This window comes from Variovorax sp. 22077 (assembly GCF_052044195.1).
In the GTDB taxonomy this organism is placed as follows: Bacteria; Pseudomonadota; Gammaproteobacteria; order Burkholderiales; family Burkholderiaceae_C; genus Variovorax; species Variovorax atrisoli.
In genome coordinates, this window is sequence record NZ_JBQEQC010000001.1 from 521,488 (window position 1) to 539,498 (window position 18,011).

17 protein-coding genes are annotated in these 18,011 nt (G+C 67.4%); 15 read left to right on the forward strand and 2 right to left on the reverse strand.

The window, feature by feature from the left end:
- Positions 1-19: 19 nt before the first annotated feature.
- Entirely contained in the window at positions 20-562 is a 543-nt protein-coding gene (locus ACTJLF_RS02375) for a demethoxyubiquinone hydroxylase family protein (RefSeq protein WP_184603086.1), read from the reverse strand.
- 275 nt (positions 563-837) lie between these two features.
- On the opposite strand from ACTJLF_RS02375, the gene ACTJLF_RS02380 reads away from it, so the two are divergent.
- The 8 genes from ACTJLF_RS02380 (at position 838) to ACTJLF_RS02415 (ending at position 10,403) form a co-directional block, all read left to right on the forward strand.
- Positions 838-1,827: a MurR/RpiR family transcriptional regulator gene (locus tag ACTJLF_RS02380; RefSeq protein WP_132750860.1), complete on the forward strand. Its 990-nt coding sequence runs from the start codon at positions 838-840 to the stop codon at positions 1,825-1,827.
- On the forward strand, positions 1,824-2,789 hold the full coding sequence (locus ACTJLF_RS02385) for an isoaspartyl peptidase/L-asparaginase family protein (protein ID WP_126181640.1): 966 nt from the start codon (positions 1,824-1,826) through the stop codon (positions 2,787-2,789). Before ACTJLF_RS02380 ends, ACTJLF_RS02385 begins: the two co-directional genes overlap by 4 nt.
- Before the next feature lie 29 nt (positions 2,790-2,818).
- A complete protein-coding gene (locus ACTJLF_RS02390; RefSeq protein WP_184603084.1) occupies positions 2,819-4,696 on the forward strand; it encodes a dipeptide ABC transporter ATP-binding protein in 1,878 nt (625 codons plus the stop codon).
- An 84-nt stretch (positions 4,697-4,780) separates the two neighbouring features.
- Positions 4,781-6,337, forward strand: a complete 1,557-nt coding sequence (gene gsiB / locus ACTJLF_RS02395) for a glutathione ABC transporter substrate-binding protein GsiB (RefSeq protein WP_440882420.1) — start codon at positions 4,781-4,783, stop codon at positions 6,335-6,337.
- A 125-nt stretch (positions 6,338-6,462) separates the two neighbouring features.
- Complete coding sequence (gene gsiC, locus ACTJLF_RS02400) at positions 6,463-7,383, forward strand: glutathione ABC transporter permease GsiC (RefSeq protein WP_019652934.1); 921 nt, start codon at positions 6,463-6,465, stop codon at positions 7,381-7,383.
- A gap of 121 nt (positions 7,384-7,504) precedes the next feature.
- A complete protein-coding gene (gene gsiD, locus ACTJLF_RS02405; RefSeq protein ID WP_019652935.1) occupies positions 7,505-8,425 on the forward strand; it encodes a glutathione ABC transporter permease GsiD in 921 nt (306 codons plus the stop codon).
- A gap of 17 nt (positions 8,426-8,442) precedes the next feature.
- Positions 8,443-9,570 carry a DmpA family aminopeptidase gene (locus ACTJLF_RS02410; protein ID WP_416489120.1) on the forward strand — a complete coding sequence of 376 codons (1,128 nt, stop codon included), beginning with the start codon at positions 8,443-8,445 and terminating at the stop codon, positions 9,568-9,570.
- A 14-nt stretch (positions 9,571-9,584) separates the two neighbouring features.
- Positions 9,585-10,403 carry a M55 family metallopeptidase gene (locus tag ACTJLF_RS02415; protein ID WP_019652937.1) on the forward strand — a complete coding sequence of 273 codons (819 nt, stop codon included), beginning with the start codon at positions 9,585-9,587 and terminating at the stop codon, positions 10,401-10,403.
- Here ACTJLF_RS02415 and ACTJLF_RS02420 read toward each other — a convergent pair.
- Positions 10,400-10,957 carry a DUF3237 domain-containing protein gene (locus ACTJLF_RS02420; RefSeq protein ID WP_440882421.1) on the reverse strand — a complete coding sequence of 186 codons (558 nt, stop codon included), beginning with the start codon at positions 10,955-10,957 and terminating at the stop codon, positions 10,400-10,402. The genes ACTJLF_RS02415 and ACTJLF_RS02420 overlap by 4 nt on opposite strands.
- A 303-nt stretch (positions 10,958-11,260) precedes the next feature.
- On the opposite strand from ACTJLF_RS02420, the gene ACTJLF_RS02425 reads away from it, so the two are divergent.
- The 7 genes from ACTJLF_RS02425 (at position 11,261) to ACTJLF_RS02455 (ending at position 17,953) form a co-directional block, all read left to right on the forward strand.
- Complete coding sequence (locus ACTJLF_RS02425; RefSeq protein WP_019652939.1) at positions 11,261-13,066, forward strand: nitrite/sulfite reductase; 1,806 nt, start codon at positions 11,261-11,263, stop codon at positions 13,064-13,066.
- Positions 13,063-13,467 carry a DUF934 domain-containing protein gene (locus ACTJLF_RS02430; RefSeq protein ID WP_019652940.1) on the forward strand — a complete coding sequence of 135 codons (405 nt, stop codon included), beginning with the start codon at positions 13,063-13,065 and terminating at the stop codon, positions 13,465-13,467. Before ACTJLF_RS02425 ends, ACTJLF_RS02430 begins: the two co-directional genes overlap by 4 nt.
- A gap of 10 nt (positions 13,468-13,477) precedes the next feature.
- Complete coding sequence (locus tag ACTJLF_RS02435) at positions 13,478-14,098, forward strand: phosphoadenosine phosphosulfate reductase domain-containing protein (RefSeq protein WP_019652941.1); 621 nt, start codon at positions 13,478-13,480, stop codon at positions 14,096-14,098.
- A gap of 46 nt (positions 14,099-14,144) precedes the next feature.
- Positions 14,145-15,086, forward strand: a complete 942-nt coding sequence (cysD, locus tag ACTJLF_RS02440; protein ID WP_019652942.1) for a sulfate adenylyltransferase subunit CysD — start codon at positions 14,145-14,147, stop codon at positions 15,084-15,086.
- A 115-nt stretch (positions 15,087-15,201) separates the two neighbouring features.
- Positions 15,202-16,542: a sulfate adenylyltransferase subunit 1 gene (locus ACTJLF_RS02445; RefSeq protein ID WP_440882422.1), complete on the forward strand. Its 1,341-nt coding sequence runs from the start codon at positions 15,202-15,204 to the stop codon at positions 16,540-16,542.
- A 44-nt stretch (positions 16,543-16,586) separates the two neighbouring features.
- A complete protein-coding gene (gene fdxA, locus ACTJLF_RS02450) occupies positions 16,587-16,916 on the forward strand; it encodes a ferredoxin FdxA (RefSeq protein WP_019652944.1) in 330 nt (109 codons plus the stop codon).
- Positions 16,874-17,953: an NAD(P)/FAD-dependent oxidoreductase gene (locus ACTJLF_RS02455; protein WP_354408321.1), complete on the forward strand. Its 1,080-nt coding sequence runs from the start codon at positions 16,874-16,876 to the stop codon at positions 17,951-17,953. Before fdxA ends, ACTJLF_RS02455 begins: the two co-directional genes overlap by 43 nt.
- The last annotated feature ends 58 nt before the right edge of the window (positions 17,954-18,011 follow it).

The following is an 18,011-nucleotide window of genomic DNA, read 5'->3' on the forward strand; positions in this document are numbered from 1 at the left end:
AGAACCTATCGAAGCGAACTCAAAGCCGCATTCCGAGCCAGATCACCGTCTCGGTCGAGGCCGCAACAACCGGGCTCAGCAACTTCGTCCACACATGGCCCGCACGCACATGCGACGCCGACTGGTCGTGATGCAACTGCTCCTCCTCGACGATTTGCGAGATGACATGGACGGCCGTTTCGTCCTTGCCCGTCAGTTCGCGCAATTGCGTCTTCAGATGTATCAGCACCACGCGCTCGACAGCCACTGTGGTCGCAGCGATGGCATGGCGACCCAGCAGCCCGGTGAGCAGACCCAGTACCCATCCGCCGATGCCACACAACCAATAGCTGCGGCAACGGCGCACTCCCCGTCGCTGCAGCTCCGCCCAAAACAGCGCCCGGTGTCTTTCCTCGTGGGACTTGAACTCACGCAACTCCGGTACGAGCGAGGGTGCACTCCATTGCGCCACGAAGATCTGCGCCCTGTAGATGTTGACCGCACCTTGCTCGCCCGCATGGTCGACCTTGAGGATCCGTCCGCCCAGCGTCGAACCCCGGTCCAGTTGCTTCCCCTCATTCATTGCGGATCCCTCATTTGCCGAGGATTTTGACGAGTCGGCCGCCCGGCCGGCGCAAATCAGCGACATCAGGGGAAATACCTAGAAACTAGGCCGTCACCGGCCCGGGCGTTCCGTCCACGAGGGAAACGGCGCGCCTCTACACCTCCCCGAATTCCCTTCACCCCTGGCCCGCTACTTGCGACAACGATCAAAAATGACAGAAAATTTTCTTCTCTGACTTATATTTGTAAACCGGTTTTCAAAAAACGCACACTTTCGGGCGCATCGCACCCTCCATGAGCACCACTTTCGACTCCCCAGGCACCACCGTGGCTCAGCGCATCGCGCAGGCTTTGCCACGGCTGTCTCGCTCGCACCGGCAGGTGGCCGACTACGTGCTGGAGCATCCGCTGCAGGTCGCCACGCTGCCCATCGATGAGCTGGCAGCGGTGGTGGGCGTCTCGGTGGCCACGGCCAACCGCTTTGCGCGGGCGCTGGATTTCGATGGCTACGCCGCCTTCCGCGCCGAGCTAGTGCGCGGCTTCGAGCCGCTGGTGGCGCCAGTCGAGCGTCTGCGCGGCAATCTGGAGCGGCCGACCACGGTGGCCGAGGTGTTCGCCACCGCGCTCGACGAGAGCCGCCGCAACATCGACGCGACCCGCCAGACGCTGGACTACGCCGCATGCGAAGCCGCGGTGGAGCGCATCGGCAAGGCGCGCTCGGTGTACATCGGCGGCTTCGGCGCGAGCGCGTGGCTCGCGGGGCTGCTGCAGCACGGGCTGGACGGCAGCTGCAGCGACGTGCGCATGCTCTCCAGCGTGAGCGGCGTCACGCATGCGGCGCGCACGCTGATGCACGCGGGGCCGCAGGACGTGTTCATCGGCCTGACCTTTCCGCGCTACCTGACGGACACCATTTCGCTCGCGCAGATCGCGCGCAGCCAGGGCTGCGCCGTGATCGCCCTCACCGACCGCCCCAGCTCGCCGCTGGCGCCGCTGGCCGACGTGGCGCTCTTCTGCCAGACCGAGACCAGCTACCGCCCGAACTGCGAGACCAGCGTGCTCGCGCTGATCGAGGCGCTGACCAGCGCGGTGGCGCTGCGCGCGCCCGACCCGGTGCACTCGGCCGGCCGCATCCTGCACGCGGTGCGACCGTGGCTGCATGGGGCCAACGGGCTGCCCCGCATCAACGGCCTCGACGCGGGCGCCGCCGGGCAGGACAAGACAACGACAGATGCCTCCGCCGCGACCGGCGCCGGCAAGAGAAAGAAGAAAGCTTCCCGATGATCCAGACTCACGTGCCCGTGATCGCCATCCATGGCGGCGCCGGCACCATCAGCGCCGCGACGACGAGCGCGGAACAGGCGCAGGCCTATCACGATGCATTGAAGAGCATCGTGGCCGCCGCGCAGGCGATGCTGCTCAAGGGCGCATCCGCGCTGGACGCCACCTGCCTCGCGGTGGAGATGCTCGAGGAGTGCCCGCTCTTCAACGCCGGCCACGGTGCAGTGTTCACGCACGACGAGACGCATGAGCTCGATGCCGCCGTGATGGATGGCGCCACTCTCGCCGCCGGCGCCATCGCGGGCGTGTGCCACATCCGCCGCCCGGTGCGGGCCGCGCGCGCCGTGCTCGAAGACGGCGCCCATGTACTGCTGGCCGGCGCGGGTGCCGAGGCCTTCGCTCGCGAACGCGGGCTGGAGATGGTCGAGCCCTCGTTCTTCTCCACCGAGGCGCGTCGCCAGCAGCTCTACCGCGTGCGCGGCACGGGCCGCGTGGTGACGGACCATGAAGGCGCCTCGATGACCGCAGCCTCGCCGCTCGACGAGGACAAGAAGTTCGGCACCGTCGGCGCGGTCGCGCTCGACATGCACGGCCATCTGGCCGCGGCCACCTCCACCGGGGGCATGACCAACAAGCGCGTGGGCCGCATCGGCGACTCGCCGCTCATCGGCGCCGGCACCTACGCCGACGACCGCACGGCCGCCGTGTCGTGTACCGGCAGCGGCGAGATGTTCATCCGCGTCGCCGCGGCCTACGACGTCTGCGCGCGCATGGCCTACGGCGGCGCGACGCTCGAAGCTGCCACGCACGCCGTGGTGCAGCAGTCGCTGCCGGCCATCGGCGGCTCCGGCGGGCTGATCGCCGTGGACCGCCACGGCAACCTGAGCCTGGCCTTCAACAGCGAAGGCATGTACCGCGGCCACGCGCGCGGCAACGAAGCGCCGAAGACTGCCATCTTCGCCTGACGCAGCAGCCCCTTTTTTCTCGCATTCCCATGTCCACCCCTGCCCTCGCCCTGCCGGACGGCCGCGTTCTCGCCGTCGACGACCTCACCGTTCGCTTCTCGACTTCCGAGCGCACGGTCGATGCCGTGAAGAAGCTGTCATTCCACGTCGACCACGGCGAAACGCTCGCGGTGGTGGGCGAATCGGGTTCGGGCAAGTCGGTGACCTCGCTGGCGCTGATGCGCCTGGTGGAGCACGGCGGCGGCCGCATCCTGAACGGCAGCATGATGTTCCGCCGCCGCAACGGCGAGGTGCTCGACCTCGCGCAGGCGCGCGACGGTGCCATGCGCAACATCCGCGGCGCGGACATCGCGATGATCTTCCAGGAGCCGATGACGTCGCTGAACCCGGTGTTCACGGCCGGCGACCAGATCGCCGAGGCCATCCGCATCCACCAGGGCAAGAGCGACTCGGCCGCGCGCGCCGAAGCCCTGCGCATGCTGGAGCTGGTGCGCATTCCCGAGGCGCGCAACGTGCTCGACCGCTACCCGCATCAGCTCTCGGGCGGCATGCGCCAGCGCGTGATGATCGCGATGGCGCTGTCGTGCAAGCCGCAGCTGCTGATCGCCGACGAGCCCACCACCGCACTGGACGTGACCATCCAGGCACAGATCCTCCAGCTCATCCGCGAGCTGCAGAAGGAGATGCACATGGGCGTGCTGTTCATCACGCACGACATGGGCGTGGTGGCCGAGATCGCCGACCGCGTGCTGGTGATGTTCCGCGGTGACAAGGTGGAAGAAGGCGTCTCCGACAACGTGTTCGCCGCGCCGCAGCACCCCTACACCCGCGCTCTGCTTTCGGCCGTGCCCAAGCTGGGCGCGATGCAGGGCACCGACCTGCCGGCCAAGTTCGAATTGCTGCGCACCGAGGCCAACGCCGACACGGCAGCCCCCCACCAGGCCACCCCGCAGGACACGGTGCGCGCCGACGCCGGCCCGATCCTGCGCGTGCGGGACCTCGTCACCCGCTTCGACGTGCGCAGCGGCCTCTTCGGCCGCGTGAAGCGCCGCGTGCATGCGGTGGAGAAGATCAGCTTCGACCTGTACCCCGGCGAGACGCTGGCGCTGGTCGGCGAGTCGGGCTGCGGCAAGTCGACCACCGGCCGCTCGCTGCTGCGCCTGGTCGAGAGCCAGAGCGGCGCCATCGAGTTCGGCGGCAAGAACATCCGCGAGCTGCCCACGCGCGAGCTGCAGGCGCTGCGCCGCAACATCCAGTTCATCTTCCAGGATCCGTTCGCCTCGCTCGATCCGCGCGTGACGGTGGGCTTCTCGATCATGGAGCCGCTGCTGATCCACAAGATCGCCAGCGGCGCCGAGGCGCAGCAGCGCGTCGACTGGCTGCTGCAGAAGGTGGGCCTGCCGCCCGAGGCGGCACAGCGCTATCCGCACGAGTTCTCAGGCGGCCAGCGCCAGCGCATCGCCATTGCGCGGGCGCTCGCGCTCAACCCCAAGGTGGTGGTGGCCGACGAATCGGTGTCGGCGCTGGACGTGTCCATCCAGGCGCAGATCGTCAACCTGATGCTCGACCTGCAGCGCGAGCTGGGCGTGGCTTTCCTCTTCATCTCGCACGACATGGCGGTGGTGGAGCGCATCAGCCACCGCGTGGCGGTGATGTACCTGGGCCAGATCGTCGAGATCGGCCCGCGCCGCGCAGTGTTCGAGGCGCCGCAGCACCCCTACACCCGCAAGCTGATGTCGGCAGTGCCGGTGGCCGATCCGTCGCGCCGCCACAAGCCGCGCGCCCTGCTCGAAGGCGAGATTCCCAGCCCGATCCGCGCGGTGGGCGACGAGCCCGAGGTGCCGCCGCTGGTGCAGGTCGCGCCGGGTCACTTCGTTGCGCGGCACGCCATCGGCGGCGCGTTCTGACCCGCGCCCCTTTTCTTTCCTCGTTCATTTTTCTCAACCCGCAGGCCCTCCTGCTTTTTTCCTCGAACCGACTGGAGTTCTTCCATGACGCAACAAGCATCTTCCTCCCTGCAATGGGCATCCGCATTGCTGGGCCTGGCCGCGCTGGCCGCCTCGGGCACGGCACTGGCCGCGAAAGACGTGGTGCTGTCCATCGGCTACCAGCCGGAAACGCTGGACCCGTACAACACCAACACCACCATCACCACGGCCGTGACCAAGACCTTCTATGAAGGCCTGTTCCAGTTCGACAAGGACCTGAAGGTGCAGAACGTGCTGGCCGAGGGCTACGAAGTGTCGAAGGACGGCCTGGTCTACACCATCAAGCTGCGCACCGGCGTGAAGTTCCACGACGGCACCGACTTCAACGCCGACGCCGTGAAGTTCACGCTCGACCGCGTGCTGAACCAGGACAACAAGCTGCTGCGCTACAACCAGTTCAACCGCGTGAGCAAGGTCGAGGTGGTGAACCCCAGCACCGTGCGCATCACGCTGAAGGAGCCCTTCGGCCCCTTCATCAACTCGCTGGCCCACGCATCGGCCGCCATGATCTCGCCCACCGCGTTGAAGAAGTGGGGCAACAAGGACATCGCCTTCCACCCCGTGGGCACGGGCCCCTTCGAGTTCGTCGAATGGAAGCAGACCGAAGCTGTCAAGGCCAAGAAGTTCGACGGCTACTGGAAGAAGGGCTATCCGAAGGTCGACAACATCTCGTGGAAGCCGGTGCTCGAGAACAACACGCGCGCCGCGATGCTGCAGACCGGCGAGGCCGACTTCGCCTACCCGATTCCCTATGAGCAGGCCGAGCTGCTGAAGAAGAGCGAGAAGCTCGAAGTGGTGGCATCGCCCTCGATCATCACGCGCTTCCTGGCATTCAACATGCTGCAGAAGCCCTACGACAACCCGAAGGTGCGCGAGGCCATCGGCTACGCCATCAACAAGGAGGCGCTGGCCAAGGTCGCCTTCGGCGGCTATGCCTTCCCCGCGCAGGGCGTGCTGCCCCAGGGCGTGAAGTACGCCGAGAAGATGGCCCCCATTCCCTACGACCTGAAGAAGGCCAAGGAACTGATGAAGGAAGCCGGCTACCCCGACGGCTTCGAGTCGGTGCTGTGGAGCGCCTACAACAACACGACCGCGCAGAAGACGATCCAGTTCGTGCAGCAGCAGCTTGCGCAGATCGGCATCAAGCTGCAGGTGCAGGCGCTCGAAGTGGGCCAGCGTACCGAGCAGGTGGATGCATGGCCCGATCCGAAGACGGCCAAGGTCCGCATGTACTACACCGGCTGGTCGTCGTCGACCGGCGAAGCCGACTGGGGCCTGCGCCCGCTGTTCGCCTCGGAAGCCTGGGCTCCCAAGCTGAACAACATGTCGTTCTACAAGAGCGAGACCGTCGACAACGCGCTGGCCAAGGCGCTGGTGACCACGGACGAGAAGGAACGCGCAGCGCTGTACAAGACCGCGCAGGAAGAGATCCGCAAGGACCTGCCGCGCGTGCCGATGGTCACCGAGCAGAACCTGTCGGCGCATGCCAAGCGTCTGTCGGGCGTGTTCGTGATGCCTGACGGCAACATCAACATCGACACGATCGCAGTGTCGAACTGAGTACTCCCCCAGGCTGCGCGCACTTCATGTCGCTACGCCAACCCCCTCGCCTGGGGCAACACGCGCGGCCCGGCAGAGCCGGTTCCGCGGTGTTTCCCTGATGAGGGTGACTGTTTTCTGATGCCATGCTGAATTACTTTCTCAAACGACTGCTGGGCCTGATCCCCACGCTGCTCATCGTGGCGGTGCTGGTGTTCCTGTTCGTCCACATGCTGCCCGGCGATCCGGCGCGTCTTGCCGCCGGCCAGGACGCCGACGAGCAGACCGTGGCCATGGTCCGCGCGGAGCTCGGGCTGGACAAGCCGCTGCCGCAGCAGTTCGTGAGTTTCTTCTCCCACATGCTGCAGGGCGACTTCGGCACCTCCATCCGCACGCGGCGGCCGGTGGCGACCGAGATCGGCGAGCGCTTCTTCCCGACGGTGATGCTGACCATCACCAGCATGGTGTGGGCGGTGATCTTCGGCATGGCCATCGGCATCGTCTCGGCCGTGTACCGCAACAAGTGGCCCGACCGGCTGGGCATGACGCTCGCCGTGTCCGGCATCTCGTTTCCGGCCTTCGCGCTCGGCATGCTGCTGATGCAGATCTTCTCGGTCCAGCTCGGATGGCTGCCCACGGTGGGCGCCAGCAGCTGGAAGCACTACATCCTGCCCTCGATCACGCTGGGCGCAGCCGTGGCGGCCGTGATGGCGCGCTTCACGCGGGCCTCCTTCGTCGAGGTGATCCAGGAAGACTTCGTGCGCACTGCGCGCGCCAAGGGCGTGCGCGAGCGCGCCGTGATCATCAAGCACTGCCTGCGCAACGCGCTCATTCCGGTGGTGACGATGATGGGCCTGCAGTTCGGCTTCCTGCTGGGCGGCTCGATCCTGGTGGAGGCGGTGTTCAACTGGCCCGGCCTCGGTCGCCTGCTGGTCGATGCCGTGCAGATGCGCGACTACCCCGTCATCCAGACGCTGGTGCTGCTGTTCTCGCTCGAATTCATCCTGATCAACCTGGTGGTCGACGTGCTCTACGGCTACATCAACCCGACCATCCGGTACAAATGACCACCTCCAGGCTTCGCGCACTTCGTGTCGCTTCGCCCACCCCCTTGCAGGGGGCAACACCAGCGGCCCGGCAAAGCCGGTTCCGCGGTGTTCCCCGAAGGAACTGCAACACATGACTGATATGACTCAAGCTACCGGCGCGCCTGCCGAAACCATCGCGCCACCGGTCGTGGCCGTTCAAACCGCCGGCAAGGTCCGTACGCCCTGGGGCGAATGCTGGCGCCGCTTCAAGAAGCAGCCGGTGGGCATCGTCGCCGCGCTCTTCGTGCTGCTGCTGGTGTTCGTCGCGGTGTTCGCACCTTGGATCGTGCCTTTCGATCCGGAGAACTTCTTCGACTACGACATGCTGAACACCGGCCCCTCGGCCGCGCACTGGTTCGGCGTCGATCCGCTGGGCCGCGACATCTTCAGCCGCATCCTGATGGGCGCGCGCATCTCGCTGATGGCGGGCTTCCTGTCGGTGGTGCTGGGCGGCATCATCGGCACCGCATTCGGCCTGCTGGCGGGCTACTACGAAGGCTGGTGGGACCGCATCGTGATGCGCGTCTCGGACGTGCTCTTCGCCTTCCCCGGCATCCTGCTGGCGCTGGGCGTGGTCGCCATCCTGGGCAGCAGCATGACCAACGTGGTGGTGGCGGTGTCGGTGTTCAGCGTGCCGGCCTTCGCGCGCCTGGTGCGCGGCAACACACTGGTGCTCAAGCAGCAGACCTACATCGAGGCCGAGCGCAGCATCGGCGCGTCCGACTGGACCATCATCGTGCGGCACATCCTGCCGGGCACCATCTCGTCGATCGTGGTGTATTTCTCGATGCGCGTGGGCACGTCGATCATCACGGCCGCCAGCCTCTCGTTCCTGGGCATGGGCGCGCAGCCGCCGACACCCGAATGGGGCGCGATGCTCAGCGAGGCCCGCGCCGACATGGTGACCTCGCCGCACGTGGCGCTCTTCCCCAGCCTGGCCATCTTCTTCACCGTGCTCGCCTTCAACCTGCTGGGCGATGCGCTGCGCGACGCGCTCGATCCGAAGATCGACCGCCAGTAAGTCTCTCTTTCTTCGCAATGTCTTCCAGCAAGCAGCAGGTCTCCCTCCCTTTCATCGGCAGCCTGCTCCAGGGCGAACGCAACGCCATCACCGACGTCGCAGGCGTCACCGTCGGCCACCGCACGCTGGCCGACGGGCCCGTGCAGACGGGCGTGACCGTCATCCGTCCGCACGCGGGCGACCTCTTCCGCGACAAGGTGCCCGCCGCCGCGGCGGTGCTCAACGGCTTCGGCAAGAGCGTCGGGCTGCTGCAGGTGGAAGAGCTCGGCGTGCTGGAGACGCCCATCGCGCTGACCAACACCTTCTCGGTCGGCACGGTGGCCGCGGCGCAGATCCGCCGCTGCGTGGCCGACAACCCCGAGTGCGGACGCACCCTGCCCACGGTCAATCCGCTGGTGTTCGAGTGCAACGACGGCTTTCTCAACGACATCCAGCGCATGGCGGTCAGCGAGGCCGACTACCTGCATGCGCTGACCGACACCGGGGTCGACTTCGAACAGGGCTCGGTCGGCGCGGGGCGCGGCATGTCGAGCTTCCAGCTCAAGGGCGGCATCGGCAGCGCGTCCCGGCGGGTGTCGGCGCGCAACGACGGCACCAGCGGCGGCCTGGGCGGCGAGAAGAACGCCGGCACCGGCGGCCTGCACACGGTGGGCGCGCTGGTGCTGGCCAACTACGGGCGCCAGCCGCAGCTGCTGCTGGCAGGACATGCGGTGGGCGAACGGCTCGCCGCGCTGCAGGCCGAGCGCAGCCTGCCGGCGGTGAACGAGGCCGAGAAGGGCTCGATCATCATCGTGGTGGCCACCGATGCCCCTCTCGACGCGCGCCAGCTGCGCCGCCTCGCGCTGCGCGCCGGTGCCGGGCTGGCGCGCACGGGCTCTGTCTTCGGGCACGGCAGCGGCGACATCGTGCTGGCCTTTTCAACCGCCTACACCGTGCCCGGCAGCGTCGAGCGGCCGATGCCGGCCGTGGCGATGCTGCACGACGGGCTGCTCGACGGCCTCTTCCAGGCCGCGGCCGACAGCACGGAACAGGCGATCATCCATGCGTTGTGCCGCGCCTCGCCGGTGACCGGACGCGACGGCAACCACCGCGCGGCGCTGTCCGACGTGCTGCCCGCCTCCGCCCTCTTCTCAACCCACGCCTGAACACGAACCGCCCAATGAAAGTCCTGATCTCCACCGACATCGAAGGCGTTGCCGGCGTCTATCACTCCGAGCAGGTTCGCGCGGGCAACCCGGAGTACGAGCGTGCCCGGCTGCTGATGACGCAAGAGGCCAACGCGGCGATCGCCGGCGCCTTCGACGCGGGCGCCACCGAGGTGCTGGTGAACGATTCGCACGGGGGCTTTCGCAACATGCCGCCCGACCTGCTCGATTCCCGCGCCCGCGTGATCCAGGGCAAGCCGCGCTACCTGAGCATGGTGGCGGGCGTGGAAGAAGGCGTGGACGCCGTCTGCATGGTCGGCTACCACTCGCGCGCCCAGGGGCGCGGCATCCTCGCGCACACAATCAACAGCTTTGCCTTCGCGGGCATCTCGCTCGGCGGCGAGGAACTGGGCGAGGCCGGCCTCTACGGCGCGCTGGCCGGCGAATACGGCGTGCCGGTGGTGATGGCCAGCGGCGACGACGTCTTCATCGCCGAGAACCGCCCGCTCTTCCCGCACGCGACCTTCGTGGAGACGAAGAAGGCCACGGGCTGCACCAGTGGCGTGTCGCTCTCGCCCGAGCAGTCGCGCCGGGCGATCCGTGCGGGCGTGGAAGAAGCATTGGCGGCCCGCGCGAAGGCCAAGCCGCTCGTCTTCGAAGGACCGCAGTCGGTGACGCTGCGCGCCCAGACCTCCGCACTGGCCGATCTCTTCTGCCAGTGGCCGAGCTTCGAGCGCGTGGACGGCGTCACCCTCCGCTTCACCGCCCCGACGGTGGAAGCGGCCGTGCGCATGCTGAACTGCTGCTCGGCGATGTCGTCGATGCTGCGCTAGACCACCTTGTAGACACGGATGACCACAGCCTCGCGCTGCGGCCGCAGCGGATCGAGCGTGCCCACGTAGACGAAGTCGTTGAGCCAGCCGTACTTGCCCTCGGGCGCAATGATCTGCAGCGTCGAGAACGCGTAGCGCGGCCCGTTCCTTGGATTGCGCGACAGCACGGTGTTGCGCACCGAGATCATCACGCCGTCGTCGGTCTTGAGTTCGTAGACGGCATCGAGGTTCTTCGCGCCGTCACGGCGCAGCAACTGGCGGTCGGCCCCGCCGGCCAGCACCGTGCCGCGCAGGCCCGGCCCCTCGAACGAGCCGCCCGTGATCGGCACCATGAAGCGCTCCCCGAAGGGCGAGGCGCCCAGCGTCATCGGCGGCGCGATGTCGACGATGGCTTCATAGACGAATTCGGTTCGGGGCAGCACGACCGGGAAGCGTTCGCTGGTCGGCGTGGCGATGGCAGCCGGCGGCGCATCGGCCGCATTGGCATTGGAGAAAGCGGCCACCGTTGCGAACCCGGCAAGGAGCGCGCTGCGGCGCGAGGTCGAAGCAGTCATTGCGTTTCCAGCCAATCTGGTTATTGAAGATAACCATTTCACCGCGGCCGGCCGGCAGGCGCGTCGGGACTTACCCGGACTGCTTTCATTGCGTCGGAGAGACTAAGCCGGCATTGCGGCCTTATCCGGAATAAGCATCAAACCGCCCGGAAACCCGCATGGATACTGGCGAATAAGCTTATCCGCATAAAGCGCGAACCAAAAAATAGTTTGGTTCCATAAGGAGCGCTCGGACAATCGCGCCTTCTTGCTGGGGTGCCCCGTTCCATGCGCGGCACCGCACTTCCTCAAGACACACGCACGATGTACCAATACACAGAATTCGACCGCCAGTTCGTCCACCAGCGGGCTGCCCAATTCCGCGACCAGCTCGAGCGCTGGCAGAAAGGCAAGCTCGCCGAAGACGAGTTCCGCCCCCTGCGCCTGCAAAACGGCTGGTATGTGCAGCGCTACGCGCCGATGCTGCGCGTGGCCGTGCCCTACGGCGAACTGTCGAGCCGCCAGCTGCGCGTGCTGGCCCGCATCGCCCGCGAGTACGACGAGCCCGAGGCGGAGGTCTACAAGAAGGCCATCGAGACGCAAGGCCTGCTTGGCAGCCAGAAGCTCCCCACCCACTACGCCCACTTCACGACCCGCCAGAACGTCCAGTACAACTGGATTCCGCTGGCCAAGTCGGCCGACGTGATGGACCTGCTGGCCTCGGTCGACATGCACGGCATCCAGACCAGCGGCAACTGCATCCGCAACATCACCAGCGACGAGCGCGCCGGCATCGCCGTCGACGAGGTCGCAGATCCGCGCCCGTTCGCGGAAATCATGCGCCAGTGGAGCACGCTGCACCCCGAGTTCGCGTTCCTGCCGCGCAAGTTCAAGATCGCCATCACCGGCGCCACCGAGGACCGCGCCGCCACCGGCTGGCACGACGTGGGCCTGCACGTGGTGAAACACGAAGCCGGCGACGCATCACAAAACATCGCCCCTGGCGCTGTGGGCTTCCGTGTGCAGGTGGGCGGCGGCATGGGCCGCACGCCCATCGTGGGCACGGTGCTGCGCGAGTTCCTGCCGTGGCAGCAGATCATGAACTACCTCGAGGCCGTGATCCGCGTCTACAACCGCTACGGCCGCCGCGACAACATCTACAAGGCGCGCATCAAGATCCTGGTGAAGGCCGAGGGCCAGCGCTACATCGACGACGTCGAGGCCGAGTACAAGCAGATCCTCGAGCACGACGGCGCGCCGCACACCATCACGCAGGAAGAGTACGACCGCGTGGCCGCATCGTTCGTGCCGCCCGCGCTCGCCACCCGCGTGCTGCAGAGCGCCGAGAAGACCGACGCCGAGCTGCGCCACCACGCCGCCGACGACGTGCAGTTCGCCCGCTGGCTGGCGCGCAACGTGGCGCCGCACAAGAACCCGGCCCTGCGCGCCGTGACGCTGTCGTTCAAGCGCCTGAAGCAGGCCCCTGGCGACGCATCGGCCGACCAGCTCGACACCATCGCCGAACTGGCGGACCGCTTCTCGGCCGGCGAAGCCCGCGTGACGCACGACCAGAACGTGCTGCTGCCCTGGGTGCATGCCGAAGACCTGCACGCGCTGTGGCTCGCCGCCCGCGCGGCCGGCTTCGCCAGCGCCAACGTGCACCTGCTGACGGACATGATCGCCTGCCCCGGCGGCGACTTCTGCGCACTGGCCAACGCACGCTCCATTCCGGTCGCCGAAGCCATCACCGAGCGCTACCAGGACCTCGACGAACTCGACGACCTGGGCGAGATCGACCTGCACATCAGCGGCTGCATCAATTCGTGCGGCCACCACCACAGCGGCCACATCGGCATCCTCGGCGTCGACAAGGACGGCAAGGAGTGGTACCAGGTCACCCTCGGCGGCTCCGACGGCTCTGCGCTCAGCGGCACGCCGCAGGCCGGCAAGGTGGTGGGCCCCTCGTTCTCGGCGGCAGAAGTGCCCGGCGTGATCGAGGCCGTGCTCAACACCTACCGCGATACCCGTGAGAACGGCGAGAACTTCATCGACACGCTGCGCCGCGTCGGCCACGACCCGTTCAAGGCCGCCGCCAACGGTGCACGTTTCAAGGTGGAGGAAGCAGCATGAAAAAGACCCTGAACATCCTCTCGGCGGAAGAACACGTCGACGACGGCGACCCGAAGGTGTTGCAGTTGCCAAACGACGCCGACCCGCTCGCCATCGAGGTGTGCCTGGCCGACATCGAGCGCATCGACCTGCACTTCCCGAAGTTCACCGACGGCCGCGCCTACAGCCAGGCCTTCCTGCTGCGCCGCCGCCTGGGCTTCACCGGCGACATCCGCGCCACGGGCGACGTGCTGATCGACCAGCTCGTGCAGATGGAGCGCACCGGTTTCTCGAGCGCGGTGCTCAAGGAAGGCGTGGACGCCTCCGACGCGCAGCGCCAGTTCGACCGCTTCGCCGCCTTCTACCAGGGCGACGCGGTGCAGACCGTTCCGCACTTCGCGGCGGCTACCGAGAGCGCGTGAAGGCATCGACATGAGCATCGACATCGACCGCATCAACGCCGAGCTGGGCCGCAACGCCCAGGGCCTGGTGGACTGGGCGCTCGGCCTGGGCCAGCCGGCCATCGTCACCACCAACTTCCGCCCCTTCGAGGCGGTGATCCTGCACCTGGTCACGCAGGTGAAGCGCGACGTGCCGGTGGTGTGGATGGACAACGGCTACAACACCGAGGCCACCTACCGCTTTGCCGACGAGGTGACGAAGCAGCTGGGCCTGGACCTGCACATCTACCTGCCGCGCCGCTCGCGCGCCCATCGCGAGGCAGTGGAAGGCCCCACGCCCGCGCTGGACGACCCGCGCCACGCCGCCTTCACCGAAGAGGTGAAGCTGGAGCCCTTCGCGCGCGCGCTGCGCGAGACGGCGCCGAAGGTCTGGTTCACCGCGCTGCGCGCCACCGACACGGCCGTGCGTGCGCAGATGGACCCGGTCAGCATCAACCCCGACGGCCTGATCAAGGTCGCGCCGCTGCTGCACTGGTCGTCCAAGGATCTGCACGAGTACTGCGTAAAGCACGGCCTGCCCAACAACTTCGACTACGTCGACCCGACCAAGGGCGAAGACAACCGCGAGTGCGGACTGCACCTCGCGCACTGAGCGCCCGCCCCGCATCGACCTACCGCATCCAGCACCCCATCCTCCGATGAACGCCCGAACCGAAACCGAACTGCTGCTGCCGGCGGCACACCTGTCCAACACGCACCTCGATGCGCTGGAGGAAGAAACCATCTTCATCCTGCGCGAAGTGGCGGCCGCCTTCGAGCGCCCCACCCTGCTGTTCTCGGGCGGCAAGGATTCGCTGGTGCTGCTGAAGTGCGCGGAGAAGGCTTTCGGCGTCGGCCGCATTCCCTATCCGCTCTTGATGATCGACACCGGCCACAACTTCCCCGAGGTGACGGAGTACCGCGACCGCCGTGCGAAGGAACTGGGCGCGGAGCTGATCGTGCGCAGCGTGGAGGACTCGATGAAGCGCGGCACCGTGCGGCTGGCGCATCCGGGCGAGTCGCGCAACGCGCACCAGTCGGTGACGCTGCTGGAGGCGATCGAGGAATTCCGCTTCGACGCGCTGATCGGCGGCGCCCGCCGCGACGAGGAGAAGGCGCGCGCCAAGGAGCGCATCTTTTCGCACCGCGACAGCTTCGGCCAGTGGCAGCCCAAGGATCAGCGCCCGGAGCTGTGGACGCTGTTCAACACCCGCCTGGCGCCGGGCGAGCATTTCCGCGTGTTCCCGATCTCGAACTGGACCGAGCTCGACGTGTGGCAGTACATCGCCCGCGAGGAAGTCGGCCTGCCCTCGATCTACTACACGCACAAGCGCGAAGTGGTGGAGCGCCGCGGCCTGCTGGTGCCCGTGACCGGGCTGACGCCGGCGCGCGACGGCGAGACGGTGCAGGTGCGCGACGTGCGCTTCCGTACCGTGGGCGACATCACCACCACCTGCCCGGTGGAAAGCCTGGCAGCCGATGCGAGCGACGTGGTGCTCGAGACGCTGTCGGTCGACGTGAGCGAGCGCGGTGCCACGCGGATGGACGACATGACGTCCGAAGCTTCGATGGAAAAACGCAAGAAAGACGGGTACTTCTGACCCACCCCCAGGCTTCGCGCACTTCGTGTCGCTACGCCCACCCCCTCGCAGGGGGCAACACCAGCGGCCCGGCAGAGCCGGTTCCGCGGTGTTCCACGAATTGGAGAATCACTCAATGAACGCTGCTGTCATTTCAAACGCCTCGCCCGCCGAAATTCACGGCGACACCGGCACCGCCCTGCGCTTCATCACCTGCGGCTCGGTAGACGACGGCAAGAGCACGCTCATCGGCCGCCTGCTGGTCGACAGCAAGACCGTGCTGCAGGACCAGCTCGCGGGCGTGCAGCGCGGCGGCGAGACCGACCTGGCCCTGCTGACCGACGGCCTCTCGGCCGAGCGTGAACAGGGCATCACCATCGACGTGGCATACCGCTACTTCTCGACCGCAAAGCGCAAGTTCATCATCGGCGACGCGCCGGGCCATGAGCAGTACACGCGCAACATGGTCACGGCCGCCTCCGCCGCCGACGCCGCCGTGGTGCTGGTCGATGCGACCAAGCTGGCCTGGGCCGCCGAGGTGGAGGACGGCACCGTGGTCAAGCGCGAGCTGCTGCCGCAGACGCGCCGTCACACGCTCCTGTGCCACCTGCTGCGCGTGCAGTCGATCGTGTTCGCAGTCAACAAGCTCGACGCCATCGCCGACGCCGGCCTGGCTTTCGAACGCATCTCGACCGCACTGAACGCCTTCGCCGAAGCGGCGGGCGTGCAGGTGACGGCCATCGTGCCGATCTCCGCGCTCAAGGGCTGGAACGTGGCCACGCGCCATCCCGACTGGGTCGGCTACGAAGGCCCCAGCCTGCTCGAACTGCTGGAAGACCTGCCGGTGACCGCGCAGGACGAGGCCATGCCCTTCGCCTTCCCGGTGCAGTGGGTCGAGAAGTTCTCGTCGTCGGCCGACACCTCGCAGGGCCGCCGCGTGTTCTGGGGCCGCGTCGCCTCGGGCCACGTGGAGCCGGGCCAGCGCGTGACCGTGCTGCCGAGCAACCAGACCGCCACCGTCGCCCAGGTGCTGAGCCACACGCGCCAGCCGAAGACGGTGCATGCGGGCCACAGCGCCGGCATCGTGCTCGACCGCGAGGTCGACGTGTCGCGCGGCGACTGGCTGCTGGCGCCCGGCGCCTTCGAGCCGGTGCGCGAGATCACCGCCACCGTGGCCTGGCTCGACGACGAGCCGCTGGTCGCGGGCCGCGTCTACTGGGCGCTGCAGGGCCACCGCTGGGTGAAGGCCAAGGTGGCGCGCATCGTCGACCGCGTGAACATCACCACGCTCGAATCGGAAGCCGCGACGCAGCTTGAAGCCAACGCCATCGGCGACATGGTGCTCTCGCTGCAGCAGCCGCTGGCCGTGCTGCCCTTCACGCAATCGCGTGCGCTGGGCTCCCTCGTGCTGGTCGATACGGCCTCCCACAAGACCGCCGCTGCCGTTCTCGTGCAGCCCTCCGCCGCAAAGGCCTAAAATCACGGGTTTTCCCCGACCTCACCACTGACGCCAGAGAACAAATGACCCACGTCGTCTCCGAAGCCTGCATCCGTTGCAAATACACCGACTGCGTGGACGTTTGCCCCGTCGACTGCTTCCGCGAAGGTCCCAACATGCTGGTGATCGACCCGGACGAATGCATCGACTGCGCGGTCTGCATCCCTGAATGCCCGGTCAACGCGATCTACGCCGAGGAAGACCTGCCGGCCAACCAGATCGCCTTCATCAAGATCAACGCCGAGCTGGCCCAGGCCGACGGCTGGAAGAGCATCACCAAGCGCAAGCCCGCCCTGCCCGAGGCCGAGGAGTGGAAGGACAAGACGGACAAGCTCGGGGAGCTGATCCGCTGAACCAGCCGGCCGCCATCGCCGCTCCCATCGAGACCGACGCGCTGATCGTCGGCGCCGGCCCCGTGGGGCTGTTCCAGGCCTTCCAGCTGGGCCTTCTCGAAATCTCCTGCCATATCGTCGATGCACTGCCCGCCGCCGGCGGCCAGTGCGTGGCGCTGTATGGCGACAAGCCCATCTACGACATTCCCGGCACGCCCGTGACCAGCGGGCGCGACCTGGCGCAGTCGCTGCTGCAGCAGGTGGCGCCTTTCAAGCCGCAATTCCACTTCGGCGAGCAGGTCTCCACCCTGGCGCGCGAGGCCGATGGGCGGCTGCTGCTGACCACCTCGGCGGGCAAGGCATTCCTTGCCAAAACCGTGTTCATCGCGGCCGGTGTCGGCGCCTTCGTGCCCAAGCGCATCGCGGTCGAGGGCATTGCGCAATTCGAGGGTTCCTCGCTCTTCTATCACCCGGATTCGCTGGATCGCTTCGCCGGGCAGACGGTCGTGGTCAACGGCGGAGACGACGTCGCGCTCGAAACCGCCATCGCGCTCACGACCATCGCGAAGCAGGTCACGCTGGTGCACCGGCGCGATGGTTTCCAGGCCGAGGAAGCGACCGTCGCGACCATGCGCGCCCTCGTGGCCGCGGGCAAGCTGGCTTTCAAGGTCGGCCAGCCCGCCGCCTTCGACGGCAGGCAGCTCCGGATCACCACGCCTGACGCGACCACGCTGGACCTGCCGCTGGACGCGCTGGTCGCCTGCCTCGGCATCTCGCCGCGCCTCGGCCCCATCGCCGACTGGGGCCTGGAGCTGGAGCGCAAGCAGGTGCCGGTCGACACCGAGAAGTACGAAACCCGCGAGCGCGGCGTATTCGCAGTGGGCGACATCAACACCTACCCGGGCAAGAAGAAGCTCATCGTCTGCGGCTTCCACGAGGCAACGCTGGCCGCCTGGGGTGCAACCGCCATCGTGTTCCCAGGCAAGGCCGTGCCGCTGCAGTACACGACCACCAGCACCCGCCTGCATGAGCTGCTCGGCGTGGCCGGTTCCCGCTAGTGTCCTGTCCCGTTTATTCGACGGCAGAGGCGAGATAGTTTTTCGAGGATTGAGTCGG